Origin of the sequence: uncultured Pontibacter sp., from assembly GCF_947502515.1 — a bacterium.
Classification (GTDB): Bacteria; Bacteroidota; Bacteroidia; order Cytophagales; family Hymenobacteraceae; genus Pontibacter.
On sequence record NZ_CANNAI010000008.1, the window covers coordinates 148185 to 163390 of the forward strand.

Annotated in this window: 15 protein-coding genes; 7 read left to right on the forward strand and 8 right to left on the reverse strand. The window is 48.5% G+C overall.

The window, feature by feature from the left end:
• Positions 1-9 precede the first annotated feature (9 nt).
• On the forward strand, positions 10-3204 hold the full coding sequence (locus tag Q1A54_RS18150) for a multidrug efflux RND transporter permease subunit (protein ID WP_196120641.1): 3195 nt from the start codon (positions 10-12) through the stop codon (positions 3202-3204).
• 117 nt (positions 3205-3321) lie between these two features.
• On the opposite strand, the gene Q1A54_RS18155 is transcribed toward Q1A54_RS18150, so the two are convergent.
• Together Q1A54_RS18155 and Q1A54_RS18160 are read right to left on the reverse strand one after the other, a co-directional pair.
• On the reverse strand, positions 3322-3570 hold the full coding sequence (locus Q1A54_RS18155) for a hypothetical protein (protein ID WP_299990936.1): 249 nt from the start codon (positions 3568-3570) through the stop codon (positions 3322-3324).
• A gap of 93 nt (positions 3571-3663) precedes the next feature.
• Positions 3664-4134 (reverse strand): hypothetical protein, encoded by a 471-nt coding sequence (locus Q1A54_RS18160; RefSeq protein ID WP_299990938.1) that lies wholly within the window; start codon positions 4132-4134, stop codon positions 3664-3666.
• Between the two features lie 763 nt (positions 4135-4897).
• Here Q1A54_RS18160 and Q1A54_RS18165 point away from each other — a divergent pair.
• From Q1A54_RS18165 to Q1A54_RS18185, 5 genes are all read left to right on the forward strand, one after another.
• Positions 4898-7567 (forward strand): PAS domain-containing protein, encoded by a 2670-nt coding sequence (locus Q1A54_RS18165; protein ID WP_299990940.1) that lies wholly within the window; start codon positions 4898-4900, stop codon positions 7565-7567.
• A gap of 40 nt (positions 7568-7607) precedes the next feature.
• A complete protein-coding gene (locus Q1A54_RS18170) occupies positions 7608-8240 on the forward strand; it encodes a response regulator transcription factor (RefSeq protein WP_196120637.1) in 633 nt (210 codons plus the stop codon).
• Positions 8241-8692: 452 nt separating this feature from the next.
• The gene (locus Q1A54_RS18175) at positions 8693-9049 is read left to right on the forward strand and encodes a hypothetical protein (protein WP_299990942.1); all 357 of its coding nucleotides are present in this window, start codon (positions 8693-8695) and stop codon (positions 9047-9049) included.
• Positions 9050-9118: 69 nt separating this feature from the next.
• Positions 9119-9529: a response regulator gene (locus tag Q1A54_RS18180; RefSeq protein WP_299990944.1), complete on the forward strand. Its 411-nt coding sequence runs from the start codon at positions 9119-9121 to the stop codon at positions 9527-9529.
• A 159-nt stretch (positions 9530-9688) separates the two neighbouring features.
• Positions 9689-10990 (forward strand): DUF5690 family protein, encoded by a 1302-nt coding sequence (locus tag Q1A54_RS18185; RefSeq protein ID WP_299990946.1) that lies wholly within the window; start codon positions 9689-9691, stop codon positions 10988-10990.
• 30 nt (positions 10991-11020) lie between these two features.
• Here Q1A54_RS18185 and Q1A54_RS18190 read toward each other — a convergent pair whose 3' ends face one another.
• The 3 genes from Q1A54_RS18190 to Q1A54_RS18200 all read right to left on the reverse strand — a co-directional run bounded on the left by Q1A54_RS18190 (position 11021) and on the right by Q1A54_RS18200 (position 12021).
• On the reverse strand, positions 11021-11392 hold the full coding sequence (locus tag Q1A54_RS18190) for a hypothetical protein (protein ID WP_299990948.1): 372 nt from the start codon (positions 11390-11392) through the stop codon (positions 11021-11023).
• A complete protein-coding gene (locus Q1A54_RS18195; RefSeq protein ID WP_299990950.1) occupies positions 11365-11661 on the reverse strand; it encodes a hypothetical protein in 297 nt (98 codons plus the stop codon). Before Q1A54_RS18195 ends, Q1A54_RS18190 begins: the two co-directional genes overlap by 28 nt.
• 192 nt (positions 11662-11853) lie before the next feature.
• The gene (locus tag Q1A54_RS18200; RefSeq protein WP_299990952.1) at positions 11854-12021 is read right to left on the reverse strand and encodes a hypothetical protein; all 168 of its coding nucleotides are present in this window, start codon (positions 12019-12021) and stop codon (positions 11854-11856) included.
• 214 nt (positions 12022-12235) lie between these two features.
• Between Q1A54_RS18200 and Q1A54_RS18205 the strand changes: the two genes are divergently transcribed.
• Complete coding sequence (locus Q1A54_RS18205; RefSeq protein ID WP_299990954.1) at positions 12236-13099, forward strand: SDR family oxidoreductase; 864 nt, start codon at positions 12236-12238, stop codon at positions 13097-13099.
• 79 nt (positions 13100-13178) lie between these two features.
• Here Q1A54_RS18205 and ygiD read toward each other — a convergent pair whose 3' ends face one another.
• The 3 genes from ygiD to Q1A54_RS18220 all read right to left on the reverse strand — a co-directional run bounded on the left by ygiD (position 13179) and on the right by Q1A54_RS18220 (position 15174).
• Positions 13179-14012, reverse strand: coding sequence for a 4,5-DOPA dioxygenase extradiol (gene ygiD, locus Q1A54_RS18210; RefSeq protein WP_299990956.1), 834 nt, complete (start codon positions 14010-14012; stop codon positions 13179-13181).
• Between the two features lie 116 nt (positions 14013-14128).
• Complete coding sequence (locus Q1A54_RS18215; RefSeq protein WP_299990957.1) at positions 14129-14581, reverse strand: DoxX family protein; 453 nt, start codon at positions 14579-14581, stop codon at positions 14129-14131.
• Between the two features lie 20 nt (positions 14582-14601).
• A complete protein-coding gene (locus Q1A54_RS18220) occupies positions 14602-15174 on the reverse strand; it encodes a YceI family protein (protein ID WP_196120627.1) in 573 nt (190 codons plus the stop codon).
• Between the last annotated feature and the right edge of the window lie 32 nt (positions 15175-15206).

Below are 15206 nucleotides of genomic sequence, written 5' to 3' on the forward strand. Positions count from 1 at the left end.
ACAAGCAAGATGATTTCAGAAGTATTTATAAGAAGGCCCGTCACCGCCATGGTGATCTCGATTGTGATCGTGCTGGTGGGATTGCTGGCCATGATGAATTTGCCTGTCACGCAGTACCCGGATATTTCGCCGCCTACCGTATCGGTATCGGCTAACTATACTGGCTCTGACGCCCTGACGGTAGAGCAGTCGGTGGCCACGCCGGTGGAGACGCAGATCAACGGTACGCCTGGTATGGCTTACATCACTTCCACCAACACGAGTACCGGCCAGATGAACATGTCGGTTACCTTTGAGGTGGGCACCGATATCGACATTGCGACGCTGGACGTGCAGAACCGGGCCAGCATTGCGCAGCCGACCTTGCCGGAAGAAGTAAGGCGACTGGGCGTGACGGTGCGTAAGCGTAACCCGAGTATCATGATGGTGATCGGTATCTACTCGCCGAACCGCACCCACGATATCCAGTTCCTCGACAACTACACCAACATTTACATCAAGGATGCCCTGATGCGTGTAAGCGGGGTGGGGGATATCACCTCTATCGGGCAGGATTTCAGTATGCGCCTCTGGCTGCAGCCGGATAAGCTGGCGCAGTATAACATTGGGGCCAACGAAATCACAGCGGCCATACAGGAGCAGAACCTGCAGGTAGCAGCCGGTACGGTAGGCGGTGCGCCGCAGTATAACACTCAAGCATTCCAGTACCCGATCACGGTAACCGGCCGACTGCAGACGCAGGAGGAGTTTGGTGACATCATTGTGCGCACCAATCAAACCGACGGTTCGGTGGTATACCTGCGCGACGTGGCCCGTATCGAGTTCGGTCGCTTTGACTATGGTCGCCAGTCTAAGATCAATGGCAACCCGGCTACGATGATGCTCCTGTACCAGGCACCGGGCAGTAACGCCCTTGAGACCGCTGAAGGCATCTATGCTGCCCTTGACGAGTTGAAGGCTTCCTTCCCGGCTGACGTGGACTATATCGTCTCGTTCGAGACGGTATCAGTAGTGCAAGTGTCGATCAACGAGGTGGTGAAAACGCTGGTAGAGGCCCTGATCCTCGTGATCCTGGTGGTGTTCCTGTTCCTGCAGAGCTGGCGCGCGACGCTGGTACCGATTCTGGCTATACCTGTTTCCATCATCGGTACCTTCGTGTTCTTCATCCCGCTGGGCTTTACCATCAACACGCTCACACTCTTCGGTTTCGTGCTCTCGATCGGTATTGTGGTGGATGACGCCATCGTGGTGGTGGAAGCCGTGCAGCACTACATCGACCACGAAAAGCTCTCTGCCAAAGAAGCGACCCGCAAGGCCATGAAAGATATCACGGCGCCGGTTATTGCCATTGGTCTGATCCTGGCGGCGGTATTTATACCTGTGGGCTTTATACCTGGTATCGTGGGTAGATTGTACCAGCAGTTCGCGATCACGATTGCGATCTCTGTATTGATCTCCGCCTTTGTGGCCCTTACCCTCACGCCGGCACTTTGCTCGCTGATGCTCAAGCCGATGAACGTGAACAAGGACTCACGCGGCATCAACAAGTTCTTCTACAACTTCAACAATTGGTTTGCCCGCACCACCGAGCGCTATTCGGTAGGGGTGCGCAAGAGTATCAAAGCGACACCGCTGGTGCTGATCATCCTAATCTGTATCTATGTGGGTACTTTCGGACTATTTGCCACTAAACCAACCGGCTTTATACCTACCGAAGACGAAGGTCGTATGTTCGTGTCAGTGGAGCTGCCGGAAGGCGCCTCTATGAGCCGTACTTCGGAGATACTCGAGGAGATTGGTAACCAGTTGGGTTCTGTGGAAGCGATTCGAAACTATACCTCCATTGCTGGCCTGAATGCGATTAACTTCTCTTTCAAGTCAAACAGCGGTACCTTCTTTGTGCAGCTGGAGCCATGGGACCAGCGGAAGGACGAGGCTTCGCACCTGAATGGGGTGATGGCTGAAGTGCAGCAGAAGATTGCAGGTATAAAAGAAGCCAGCGTACGTCTTGTAGCGCCCCCTGCTATACCTGGTTTGGGGCAGTCAGGCGGTTTCACCTTCGTGCTGCAGCAGCGCCGGGCCGGTGATGTGCGTGAGCTCGAACAGGTGATGGGACAGTTCCTGGCAGCTGCCAATGCACGTCCTGAGATTGGAATGGCCTACAGCTTCTTCACAGCAAAAACACCGGGCTACCACATTGACGTGGACCGTGAAAAAGCAAAGCGACTGGGCGTGAACATCGCTGATATTTACTCGACGATGTCTACCTACATGGGTAGCCGTTACGTGAACGACTTCACGCGCTACGGCCGTAACTTCAGGGTAGTGGCGCAGGCCGACACTTCCTACCGCATGGATATCGAGAGTTTGAAGCAGTACTACGTTATGAACAGACAAGGACAGTCCGTGCCGCTCAGTGCGCTGGTGACCTCGCGGGTAGTAGAAAACGCAGCGGTGATTTCTCACTACAACCTGTTCCGCTCTGTCGATATCAATGGTAGTGCCGCACCAGGCTACAGTAGTGGTCAGGCACTGGATGCATTGGAGGAAGTAGCCGCCGAGGTACTCCCTGCCGGTTATGGCTACGAGTTCACCGGCCTGAGCCGTGAAGAGCGTGCAGCGGGGGCGAGTACGATCTACATCTTCTCGCTCTCCATCTTGCTGGTGCTTCTGTTGCTGGCAGCGCTTTATGAAAGCTGGTCAGTGCCGTTCTCCATCCTGTTTGCGATTCCGCTGGGCATGTTTGGGGCTATATTGGCGCTCACCTTACTGCCTAAGTTGGACAACAACGTGTACGCCCAGATCGGTATGATCACGCTGATTGGTTTGGCAGCGAAAAACGCCATCCTGATCGTGGAGTTTGCCAAGGAACGTGTAGACCGGGGTATGGATCTGATTGAAGCTACGATTGAAGCCGTGCAATTGCGTCTGCGCCCGATCATCATGACCTCACTCGCCTTTATCCTGGGTGTGGTACCATTGGCGCTTGCCGCCGGTGCAGGTGCCGTATCACGGCAGACCATTGGCTGGGTAGTAATTGGTGGTATGTTAGCCGCTACCTTCCTGGCTATCTTTGTGGTGCCGGTACTGTATGTAGTGATCACCCGCATTGCCTATGGTAAAAAAGGTCTGGCTGAGCTTCGAGCCAAAGGCGGTGACCTGCCGGATAATGATGGCGGTGATCCGGCTTATGTGAATCCGTAATTGTTTTTGATAAAGGACAAAATATTTTTGTTTATGATAAATGAAAAGCCCCGGCCATTTGGTCGGGGCTTTTTGCATTTGCCTGAAGCTATACCTATATCTGTTGGCAACAACCTTTTATTCCATTCTATCAAATTTCTCTTTTTCTTCTCTATAAATTCTATAAGTCCAAATTGATAACAGTATCAATAAAACGCCAAGAAGCATTCCGCTAAACCCTGTTATCGTTCCTTGCTGAATATTCCCAAGTCTACCAGCAGTCAACCCTACAGAAACCTGATTAGTGAATTTCAAATAGGCACCGATTGAGAATATTGTAAAACCAGCAATTAGTGTAATCCAGAATAAAGCTTTATAAATTTTCATTTTACTTCATTCATTAATGTCGAAATAAGAATAAAGCTCTACAATGATCTTGTATTGCTGCCGTCTATACCTATACCTGATATAAGTATAGCGCTACTCTTTTACCTTCTCCATCAACCGCTCTATCCAGAAGATCAGAAACAGGGCAACCAGGTTGACGCCGATGAATTTCTGGCCCAGGTCGGTGCCGACGCTAAAGTGGAAGGAGGAGAGGGCTAGCCGGAATTTAAAGATCCAACCTGCTACCATGTCCACACCAACCCCGATACGAAGTCCCGCTACATACTGGAAGGCATAGGTGCCAAAGGAAAAGTACACGACTTGCAGCACTTGGTTAACGATGGAGAGCACCAATCCGCGTCGGGGATTGCGGAAAAGCATACGACCGCAAAGGATGGAAAAGATGTATAGGCCACCGGCAAAAAGGCCGATGCGCATGGCCATTTGGTCTACCACCATCTCGCCGCTTAACAGCACCCAAACAGTGAGTGCTATACCTAAAATACCACCGATGAACTGGTAAAGCGCAATGGCTTTTATCTGGTTTCTGATCTGTTTATTCAAATTAATTTGTTGCTTATTCAAGCTGTGCGTTATAGTCTGCAAGTTAGCAAAATTACCGCTGTTCACCCCCTCAGACAGTCGTGGTCTTCTATGCTTTTACCATCATGTTAGGTTTCAGGAAATTGTCTACAACGGATGGTACTCAGTATCCACTTGTGAAAAAAAATTGTACATCTTAATTACCAGATTTTTGGCAACAAGGCAGTAAAGCAGTTGCTGGTTACTACATAGTACTCGAGCAATCCTTTTTCTTATTCCTGATAGGGCATCTAGCTCTGTATGAGTAGTTACGGGAGGTTTTGAGAAGTTTTCATTTTTAATGATTAAGCTAAAGTTATATAAATTTTTGAACTACTTGGCAGGTCTAGCATACACCGGTTAGCACATCGCAAAAAGAGGGTTTAAATATTTTAAAGGCACTTTTTCTGAAACTGACTTGTTGATAGGTTTTGCTGCTGAGTTTCTTCAGTCCTGAAACCAGCCGAAGTGCTTAAAATTTTAATGTGTTTTTTTAAGGTTTTGCCTTAGAAAACTTACCAAGCGAAAATCTATGCATCAAGCCTTTGCCCATCCATATTCAGCAGCTTACCGACCCCTTCATGGGTCTGAACAACCTCCACTCTCAAAGGGAATTTATTAGCGGATTTCCTTTCAGCTCAGCTGAATTTCAGTCATTACCTATTTAGCAACTAGTACGAATGCCCTACTGCTTTAACTCACTTCTCCTAACCGATCGCTGAGTTAAAGCACAAGTTTGAAACCTATGAATAATATGCCATTTGAAAACCTGCCAGGCAGCACAAGCCCGGAGTCTGGTGCTGTGCTTTCTCCATCAACAGAAAGCGCAAGTGTGCACGCTATACCCTTCCTCCATATTTTTCAATCCCAGAGTGGCTCCAGCCTGCTGCTCTCTCCGCAATTTGTGGTAGAGGCCGCTACTGACGCGCTCTTAAAAGAGATTTTCATGTCACGGGAGGACATTGTAGGCAAGTATCTGTTTGATGCTTTTCCTGACAATCCCGGCTCCTCTCATGCGTTCGCCTCCATTAACCTGAGAGCTTCTTTGGAGCAGGTACTGGCGACGGGCAAACCCCACCGGATGGATTTGCAGCAATATGATATTAGTGACCCTCAGCAGCCTGGCCAGTTTTTGGAGCGTTACTGGAGCGTAATCAACATTCCCATTTTCGATGAACGAGGTAAAGTTGCTTACATACTTCATGAAACCACCAACGTATCAGATCACATTGTTACGGAGCGTAAGTTAGCAGAGAGCCTTGTGAGGGAGGAACGGGCCACTGCGCTCGGTGACCAACAGCGATTTCGTTTGGAGCGTTTGTTTGAGCAGGCACCTGCTGCCTTAGCAATACTGGAAGGCCCTGATTTTGTATACAAAGAGATAAACGAAAGCTACCAAAAGCTGTTTCCGGGGCGTAAACTGGTAGGGCTGCCACTATTCGAAGCACTTCCAGAGCTAGAGGGCCAACCAATTGCGGAAATCATACGGAATGTTTACCAGACAGGTGTCACTTTTGAAGGAAAAGAGGTCTTGGTTCCGGTAGCGCGCTATGAAGATCAACCGATCGAAAATATCTATTGGAATTTTATTTATCAGGCTATTTACAATACGAAAGGTGATGTAGATGGCATTTTGATTTTTGCGCTGGATGTTACCGAGTTTATTCAAACAAAGCAGGAGTTAGAGCAGAAATCTGAATCGCTGCTGGAGTTGAACCGCGAGCTGGAAGGCCGTGTGAAGACACGAACCCGCGAGCTACAGTGGGCTGAAGCAGAGGCTGAAAGGCAGCGTAAGCGGCTGGGAAATCTATTCATGCAGGCGCCTGCAGCCATTTGTATTGTCGAAGGACCGGAGCTGGTGTATACCTTAGTCAACCCGGTTTACGAAGGGCTCTTTCCGGAACGGAAACTGCTGGGTAAACCTATATTGGAAGCACTGCCTGAGATAGAGCATAATCCTGTCTATAAGAGTTTCAGAGAAGTGTATGAACAAGGCATTACCCACGAGGAGTCTGAACTGCTTATACCTTTTGTGCGGCCTGCGGATGGTGTAATTGAAGACAGGTACTTTCGGTTTATACTACAGGCCAAGTTTAACGATCAAAAACTGGTAGATGGTGTGGTCGTTTTCGCGCTTGAAGTAACAGAACAAGTAAAGGCAAGAATTGCGGTGGAAGCAAGTGAGCAGCAACTGAAACTGATCACTGATTCGCTTCCGGTTCTGATTGGTTACCTGGACCGGGAAGAGCGGTATCGCTTCACAAATAAAGCCTATGAAAAATGGTTTCCGGTAGTCTCGCAGGAGTTGCTGGGGAAAACTGTCCGGGAGGTAATAGGGGAGCCATCTTATCACAATGTGAAAGCCAACATACAGAGGGCCCTGGCCGGAGAAATGTTGGACTTTGAGGCAACTATGCCCTACCGGGAAGACTTCGTGAAGCACATTCAAGTGAGTTATATACCTGATCGCAGGGGAGGCGTGGTACACGGTTTCTATACCTTGGTAACGGACGTAACAGAGCAGGTGAATGCCCGCAAAGCACTGGAGGAAAGTGAGCAGAAGGCTAAAACGATGGCAGAAAAACTAGCGGTAACGAACCATGAACTGAACCTGGCCAACTCAGAACTTGAAGACAATAACCGCGATTTAGAGGATCGGGTGATGAGTCGAACGGCTGCTTTGCAAAAAACGAATGAGCTGCTGAAAGAGCACATAAAAGAACGTAAAAAGACGAGCGAATCCCTTTCCAAATCGCATGAGCAGCTGCAGGCACTTACCCGTCACTTGCAGGTAATGCGGGAAGAGGAGCGCAAGTATATTTCACGTGAATTGCACGATGAACTTGGACAGGCTTTTACAGCTCTCAAAATTGATGTAACATTGCTGCTTAAAACCCTCGCGAAAGGGCAGGTGGAGCAGGAGTTGTTGCAAGAAGAGTTGCAGTCCATGATGAAAACCATCAATAGTTCGATTGCATCGGTACGAAAGATTGTAGCGACTCTTCGGCCTGCAGTACTGGACAATTTTGGCTTGGTATCCGAACTAGAATCACAGGCACAGGACTTCCAGAAGCGTAGCGCCATCCAAATGGATGTACTCTCTTATGTGGACTATGTCGAACTGGAAAACGAGAAATCCATCGAGGTATTCCGAATCATGCAGGAATCTATGACGAACATCGTGCGGCACTCCGGAGCCTCCAAGGCTAGCATTCAAATAACGAAGACGAACAGCCACTTCTGTTTTACGATTGAAGATAATGGCAAAGGACTGCAAGATGACAAACTATCTGGAACACGAACTTTCGGACTTCTGGGAATGCAGGAGAGAGCCGAAAGAATTGGTGCGAGTTTGTCCATAGAATCGAAGCAGAACAAAGGGACACGCTTGATTCTTGAAGTGCCTTTTAATTGAATAGAACTGTAAACCATTCATTTTAAACTTACCTGACAGGATGATTAATTTATTAATCGCGGACGATTATGTGCTGATTCGGGAAGGACTTAAAAAAGTTCTTAGAAACGAGCCCGATATCACAGTGGTGGCGGAAGCCACCAACGGGGCAGAAGTATTGAAAAAGTTGAAAAAGAGCGAAGCAAACTTTGTCGTGCTTGACATCAACATGCCCGTAAAAAGCGGCTTGGATGTGTTATTCGACTTAAAGCGCATGTTTCCTCAATTGCCAGTGCTCATTCTGAGTATGTACCCCGAAAAAACATATGCCCTGCGGTCTCTGAAAGCAGGAGCCTCCGGATACCTATGCAAAGAGAGCGCTGCAGAAGAACTGGTCATGGCTATAAAGAAGGTATGGAACGGCGGCAAGTATATCACAGCCTCCCTTGCAGAACTATTGGCAGATACGCTGGTAGGCGACAATAAACTGCTGGTTTCTCATGAAACACTTTCAGACAGAGAGTTTCAGATCATGTGCAAGATTGCAGAAGGAGAATCATTGAAATCCATTTCAGAGAACCTGAGTCTGACGCTGAGTACGGTAAATACGTACCGAAATCGGATAAACGAAAAAATGAAGTTCTCGTCCAATACGGACCTTATCCGCTACTGCATTCAGAACAAACTCATTTAGCCTACTTGAAAAAAACTTTAGGCTGCCATTCATAAGTATTTGCAGCAGCTTGCCGGTACTTAAGCTTTGTCGTAAAAAATGCGACAAAGCAATCCCCATTTTCGTGACACGTCTTTAGCTATTCAGCCCAACAATTCGGGTATAGGTTAGATTACCTTTGTATATAGTATAGCTTTTCACATTATAAGCGCCAGTGACAGGTAGCCTGTTTGCCGCGTAAGTGAAGCCCGCAACCAATACCCCTTGTTCGTCTATTTGCGGGCTGTTCCCTCTGTTTCATTGTTAAGCTATATACTACAATCGTATTCAACTAGTGCTTTTCGGAACAAAACATTATCGAAAATCTAAATCAAATACCTACTGGTCTGCCCATCAATCTGGAGAAGACTTTTGTAAATGAATTTGGGAAAACTTACAGTAAAGTTACCCTACACGCAGCACAGCGTGCTCTTGTGATGGAGTGGTATGGCTATACCACAAAACACCAGATAGAAGTAGTGGCTATATGGGTAGAGTCGCTCATACAGCAAATCCCTTTTGAAAACTTACTGAATGACTGCAGTGCTCTCATCTCTGTATGGGATGATTCCATTGATTGGTTCTCACAGGTATGGCTTCTGAGAATGAGGCGCCTGGGTGTGAGTAGCTTTATCCATATAGCGAAGCCCAACAGCTTCGGAGAAAGAATCGGGCGCTACCTGTGGCTTAAGAAGCATCCTGAAATGGAGTTTCTTTTTTTTAGCACGAAACAGGAAGTTGCCATGTGGTTGAAACTGCATGATAAGGAAGATAACATTTCAGTTGACTGACTGCAAGTACCAGGGTATACAGTACCTGATCAGACTCACAGTAGAAACTAGCCTTACTTACTAATTAACATGAATAAGATTCCCTGCATACTGCTCGTGGACGATGATGAAACCACGAACTATGTCAATACGCTGATCATAAAAAAGAGTGGAATTGTTGAGGAGATAATGGTGGCACTCAATGGGCAGCAAGCCCATGCTATTATCCAGAATCATTTCAGCACAGATAACCCCGAATGCAAGTCAGATATTCCACTGATTGTTCTGCTTGACATCAACATGCCCATCATGGACGGACTGGAGTTCATGGAGTTTTTTGATTCTTTGGAGGACAGAATAAAAGAAAAAGTAACTGTGATCGTGCTAACAACTTCCAGTCATCCAAACGATCTGGAGAAAATGTACGAGTACGGTGTACAGGGTTTTATTAATAAACCACTGCAACGGGAGGAACTCGAAGAGTTGGCTAATTTGCAGTAAGCAGAAATCAAGTGCTCAACCAAGTGACTTAAAATCTGAGATAAGTCTGATCATCAGAAAACCAAAACAAATCTTAGCACTTGCGCAATAATTTCATTGCTATTGACTACATTCCCATTAAGAAGGTAAAATCACTATTCTGGAAATAATGGAAAAGGCATGGCAGCATTCATAAATAAGAACAGTAGCCAGATTAAAGTAGGGCTTTACGCTGCAGTGGTGGTGTTCTTTGCTTACACCATGATCTTTGGTTTCAGGAAATCGTTTACAGTCGCCACTTTCGACGGGATTGAGATTGCCGGTTACAGCTACAAAACGATTCTGGTCATCAGCCAAATGCTGGGTTACCTGCTGGCCAAATTCTACGGCATCAAGTACATCGCGGAACTCAGACGAACAGGCAGAGGCACCGTGATTCTGCTGCTGACAGGTATCGCCTGGCTCAGCTGGCTGTTTTTTGCCCTGGTGCCGGCACCCTATAACATTGCTTTTCTCTTCATCAATGGCTTCCCGCTTGGCATGCTCTGGGGTGTTGTTTTCTCTTATGTCGAGGGCCGCAGAAGCACCGACTTTATTGGTGCAACATTAGCAGTGAGCTTCATCTTCGCCTCCGGTTTTGTGAAGTCTGTTGGTGCCTGGCTGATGGTGCAGTTTGGCGTATCGGAGTTTTGGGTGCCATTCTACACCGGTTTGGTGTTTGCCCTACCACTCTTGCTATTTGTTTTCCTGATGGAAAGGATTCCACCACCCAGCGAAGAGGATGTGAGGCTGAGAACCGAGCGGGCTCCTATGACGGAGAATGACCGGAAACGCTTTATCAAAGAATTTTTGGCCGGTATAGTTGTTTGCGTCATCATCTACTGCTTTGCGACGATCTTCCGGGATATACGCGATAACTTTGGCGCAGAAATGTGGATCGAGCTGGGGTATATTGATCAGCCTGCCATTTTCTCGAAAACAGAGACACCGATCACGCTGATCATTCTGGTATTGATCGGCAGTATGGTGTTGATCAAAAACAATTACAAAGCACTGCAGACAGCGCATGTTTTTATCTTGTTGGGGTTTGCAATCGCCGGTATTTCCACAGCGCTTTTTGCCGCACAATCACTGGACCCGGTTTGGTGGATGATGCTGGTCGGGCTGGGCTTATACATGGTGTACATCCCGTTTAACGCCGTCTTTTTCGACCGCCTGATCTCCGCCTTTAGATATACTGGTAACGTAGGTTTTCTGATCTACCTGGCTGATTCATTTGGCTATGTGGGCAGTGTCGGGGTGTTGTTCAGCAAAGAGATCCTGCAGGTACAGCTGAACTGGGTGACATTCTTCTCTAACAGTGTAATCTGGCTATCTGCCATTGGGATTCTGCTAACCGCTTTTTCCATGGTCTATTTCGGGAGGAAGTATGAAAAAATGCGGATAAGAGAAGTGAGCGAGACAAAGGCAGTTCAAGTATGATTTGCTGGTTATAAAGAAGCACCAGCGCTGTTACTTGTTCAAAAACCGGTAGAAGATTACGCCACCTACCGCGTAAAGTGCCGCGTCCACCCAATCGGAGGTATAGCGGGGCATAAACTTCGGAAAGAACACCTCAAAGGCCAGTGAAAAGTAAACCACTGTAAAAGCTACTTGGTACCAGGAGAGGCGCAGCTGGGGGCCATAAAAGAAGTGCAGTATAAACAGCGTGACGGTGAGCACCAGCGGCAGGCAAAGCAGATCGTCCAAGTAGTGCTGCACCCACCAGGCTCTCGGCAGTTCCAGCCAGCGCCATACCACATGCACCAGGTATACCGCTGCCAAAAGCCAGAACAACGGGCTGAGGGTACTCCAGTTTATCCGGCCAGCAACGCGATCAGCCATAGGATAAAGGAGATAATGGAGACGAAGGCGATTTGCAGGCCAAGCCCAATTCTCTTAAAGAACCGGATATACCAGGGTTCGTTAGGGTCTATCTCGATCATTTTTATAGAAAAACGCTCATCTTCCTCCTGTCGACGTTGCTCGCGTGCTTCCTGTCGGGCAACAGCCACCGGGTCAAGCACACTGTTACAGTGCTCGCAGCGGTCAGTGGGGTTTTGGTTCCAGCGGGACCATTTACCGCAGTTAGGACATTTTCTGCTTGCGCTCATAGGTATTCAGGTATAGTCTTCCACATCAGTTCAAACTGAAGTGGGTATATCAGGGTTCAAAATTTATTTCGCTCAACTGAGCTATGCAAAGGTACTCTTTTTAGCTGCTTCTTTTGTTTCTGATAAGGCTGATACGCCCATCCGCTTCAACTTGGGCCGCCTAAACCACCTTTGCATCCTCTATACCTGTTTTTAGAATATACTCCTCACTTCTTCTGTCAGAAACTCATGGCGCATGTTACGGCGCAGTAGTTGGCCATCCTTTGCACCGAGCAGTGGCGGGTAGGATATGCGCTTTTCTACAAGAGGCGGGTAATAGTTCACGAAGTTGATGATGAGGACAAGAAAGAGTAAATCCATGGTGGCCCTGCACCTTAGCCCGGTGGGGTAGGTACCTGTTAATTTCCTTTAGTATTCTCTCCTTATTTTGAGCGCCCTGCCGGGTGATACAGCGTCAGCGTATACGGCACATGCATCAACCTGAACTCCCTTCACACCATTATCGGAAGTAACGGTACACTGATTTTATAGATTCAGCGTACAAATCAAAAGTCTAACTTAAATAGCAAGCAGGATGAAAATAGGAATAACCGGAGCTACGGGGCACCTTGGACGCCTAGTCGTAGCAAAAATGAAAGAAAAAGCAGCCGCCGATGATCTGGTTGCGCTCGTACGCTCCCCTGGTAAGGCAGCCGACTTGGGTATAGAAGCCCGTGAAGCTGATTATGACAAGCCCGACACACTTAATCGTGCCCTGGAGAGTATAGATACCCTGCTGCTCATATCAGGAAGTGAGGTGGGAAAGCGTGCCACACAACACAAGCGCGTCATAGAGGCGGCAAAGAAAAATGGCGTACAGCGTATCGTTTACACCAGCCTGCTGCATACCGACAACACATCCGTTAGTCTGGCAAAAGAGCACCTTGCCACAGAACAGGCCCTGAAGGCTTCCGGAATTCCGCATACCCTGCTGCGCAACGGCTGGTACACCGACAACTATACGGGCTCCATTCCGGGCGCCCTGGCCGGCGGTGCTTTTATTGGCAGCGCAGAGGAGGGCAGGATTTCGGCGGCCACGCGCGAAGACTATGCCGAGGCGGCGGTTGCCGTCCTGACCAGCGAAGGACATGAAGGCAAGGTATATGAACTGGCCGGTGACGAAGCGTTCACCCTCAGCGAGTTTGCTGCGGAACTATCCCGCCAGGCAGGTCAGGAAATCCCTTACAAGAATTTGCCTGAGTCTGAGTATGCGGCTGTGCTTGCCAGCTTCGGTATACCTGAGGAAATGGCAAAGGCAATCGCCGGCTGGGATGTTTCCGTGTCGAAAGGCGATCTGTTCGATGATAGCCGGCAGCTTTCCAAATTAATAGGGCGGCCCACCACACCGCTTTCCGTTGCAGTGAGGGATGCCTTGGAAAATGCACCGAAAGTAGGATAGATTTGCTAAGGATTAGGCGCAATACGGGAATGCGAAGATAATTAAGTCGTTTAAGTAGAAAAGGTAGCATGATGCGGTATTAGCCGATCATCACCGAGGTCATGGTTAGGGAGCCGCCCACCACTTTGTCGTTAAAGAAGGAAACGTCATCCTTGCTGCCTTTCAAGCCCAGGGTATAAAGCAAAGGCCAGTAGTGCTCGGGAGTAGGTATAGCGAGCATGGCTTCGCGGCCCAGCTGCTCGTACCTGATCAGCTTGTCGTGCTGCCCGTTGCGGATGAGGTCTTTAAAGGTGGTGTTCATCTGCACCGCCCAGTCAAAGCCATACTCTGCTTCGTTTAGTTTATCCCAGGCCACCATGCGCAGGTTGTGCACCATGTTGCCGCTGCCCATGATGAGGACGCCTTTTTTGCGAAGGGCAGCCAAGTCCTTAGACAATTCATAGTGGTACTGCGGCCCTTTAGTATAGTCGATGCTGAGCTGCAGCACCGGTATGTTGGCCTCGGGGTACATGTGTCGGATAACGGTCCAAGCGCCGTGGTCGAGTCCCCAGTCGTGGTCCATTTCCACAGCGGTAGACTTGATGATGGAAGCCGTTTCCTTCGCCAGTTCCGGGCTGCCTGGTGCCTTGTACTGCACATCAAACAGCTCCTGCGGGAAGCCGCCAAAATCGTGGATGGTCTTCGGGAAGTCCATGGCCGTGATGCGGGTGCCTTTACTCAGCCAATGGGCCGATATCACCAGCACTGCTTTGGGTGTAGGTATATCTTTCGCCAGCTGTGCCCATTTCTGGCTGAATTCGTTGTCCAGAATACCGTTCATGGGGGAGCCGTGGCCCATAAAGAGGACCGGCATCAGCTGCTCCTGCTCACCCAGGCTATCTGTAAATATATTGAAAGCTGATAATGTCGTCATACCTGCTACTCCTGTTAAAAGTGTGTTAATAAAGTGTTTCCGTTGCATGGCAGCCTGATCTATTTTAAAAGTGCTTCCAAGAGGAATTTAACCTGGAAGCACCCATTAAATTCTGCTTACTGTAATGAAAGCGTTCTGACATAAGTTGGTTTTAGTACCGTTCGCAGGAGCAGATAGTCCAGCGAGTACCTGCCGCTGCCTGTCAGTAGTAAGGCGACATAAGGCATCAGGTATAGGAGCCCCAGTTCCTGCCTGGCAAAGGGGTCTGCCCCATGTACCACAAACAACGCTACCAGCATAGTGATGATTAGCGGGATGGTTGCCAGCCTGGTGCCCAGCCCTACCAGAATCAGCAGGGAGCAAAGCACTTCGGAGAATACTGCCAGGGCAAGCGACGTTGTTGCGCTAAGACCCAGGACGGCCGGAAACTGAGCCGGACCGTCTGAGAAAAGCATTTCCAGCTTTGGCCAGCCGTGCACAAGCATCAGGGCTGCTACGCCTGCACGGGTGATCAGAAGCGCCACGTCAATGTTGTTGGCGCTCTGGTACACGTTTAATAGCTTTTTCATGGCTGATTCTTAATGATAGATTACTGGATAAACTCACCGTCCGCCTTGATGCGCACTTCGTCGCTGATCATTGGGGCCGGGAAACCGCTGCCTAAGTTAAAGTCGGAACGCTTGATGGTACCTGTTACCTGGAAACCTGCGGTCTGCTTTTTGTTCATGGCGTTCTCTACTGTGCCGTTGTACTTCATGTCCATGGTAACGGGCTTGGTCACGCCGTTCAGTGTCAGATTGCCGGTCAGCTTGTAGCTGTCTTTGCCTGCTTTCTTTACAGAAGTGCTTTTGAAGTCCATGGTCGGGTACTTCTCTACGTTGAAAAAGTCCGGGCTCTTCAGGTGAGTGTCTCTATCGGCTACTCTCGTATCGATAGAAGCTGTTTTGGCGGTCATTTCTACGACTGCGTCACTGAAATCCGGCTTCGTGGCAGTGATTTTTACATCGAAGTCATCAAAATGACCTGATATATCGGAAATGCCCAGGTGTTTTACTGTAAAGCCAAGCTGTGAGTGTGCGTCATCGTTTGTCCAAACGGTGTTCAGGGTTGTAAAAGCCGTCAGTGACAGAAATGCGAATAAAATTAAGGATATCCTTTTCATGCGGTTTATGATTTAAATAGTGTTTATAAATT

Excerpts from the sequence above, each read along its gene's own strand:
- Q1A54_RS18150 (WP_196120641.1), top strand. The coding sequence starts at position 10 with ATGATTTCAGAAGTATTTATAAGAAGGCCCGTCACCGCCATGGTGATC.
- Q1A54_RS18155 (WP_299990936.1), bottom strand. The coding sequence starts at position 3,570 with ATGAAAATTTATAAAGCTTTATTCTGGATTACACTAATTGCTGGTTTT.
- Q1A54_RS18165 (WP_299990940.1), top strand. The coding sequence starts at position 4,898 with ATGAATAATATGCCATTTGAAAACCTGCCAGGCAGCACAAGCCCGGAG.
- Q1A54_RS18170 (WP_196120637.1), top strand. The coding sequence starts at position 7,608 with ATGATTAATTTATTAATCGCGGACGATTATGTGCTGATTCGGGAAGGA.
- Q1A54_RS18180 (WP_299990944.1), top strand. The coding sequence starts at position 9,119 with ATGAATAAGATTCCCTGCATACTGCTCGTGGACGATGATGAAACCACG.
- Q1A54_RS18185 (WP_299990946.1), top strand. The coding sequence starts at position 9,689 with ATGGCAGCATTCATAAATAAGAACAGTAGCCAGATTAAAGTAGGGCTT.
- Q1A54_RS18190 (WP_299990948.1), bottom strand. The coding sequence starts at position 11,392 with ATGGCTGATCGCGTTGCTGGCCGGATAAACTGGAGTACCCTCAGCCCG.
- Q1A54_RS18195 (WP_299990950.1), bottom strand. The coding sequence starts at position 11,661 with ATGAGCGCAAGCAGAAAATGTCCTAACTGCGGTAAATGGTCCCGCTGG.
- Q1A54_RS18200 (WP_299990952.1), bottom strand. The coding sequence starts at position 12,021 with ATGGATTTACTCTTTCTTGTCCTCATCATCAACTTCGTGAACTATTAC.
- Q1A54_RS18205 (WP_299990954.1), top strand. The coding sequence starts at position 12,236 with ATGAAAATAGGAATAACCGGAGCTACGGGGCACCTTGGACGCCTAGTC.
- ygiD (WP_299990956.1), bottom strand. The coding sequence starts at position 14,012 with ATGACGACATTATCAGCTTTCAATATATTTACAGATAGCCTGGGTGAG.
- Q1A54_RS18215 (WP_299990957.1), bottom strand. The coding sequence starts at position 14,581 with ATGAAAAAGCTATTAAACGTGTACCAGAGCGCCAACAACATTGACGTG.
- Q1A54_RS18220 (WP_196120627.1), bottom strand. The coding sequence starts at position 15,174 with ATGAAAAGGATATCCTTAATTTTATTCGCATTTCTGTCACTGACGGCT.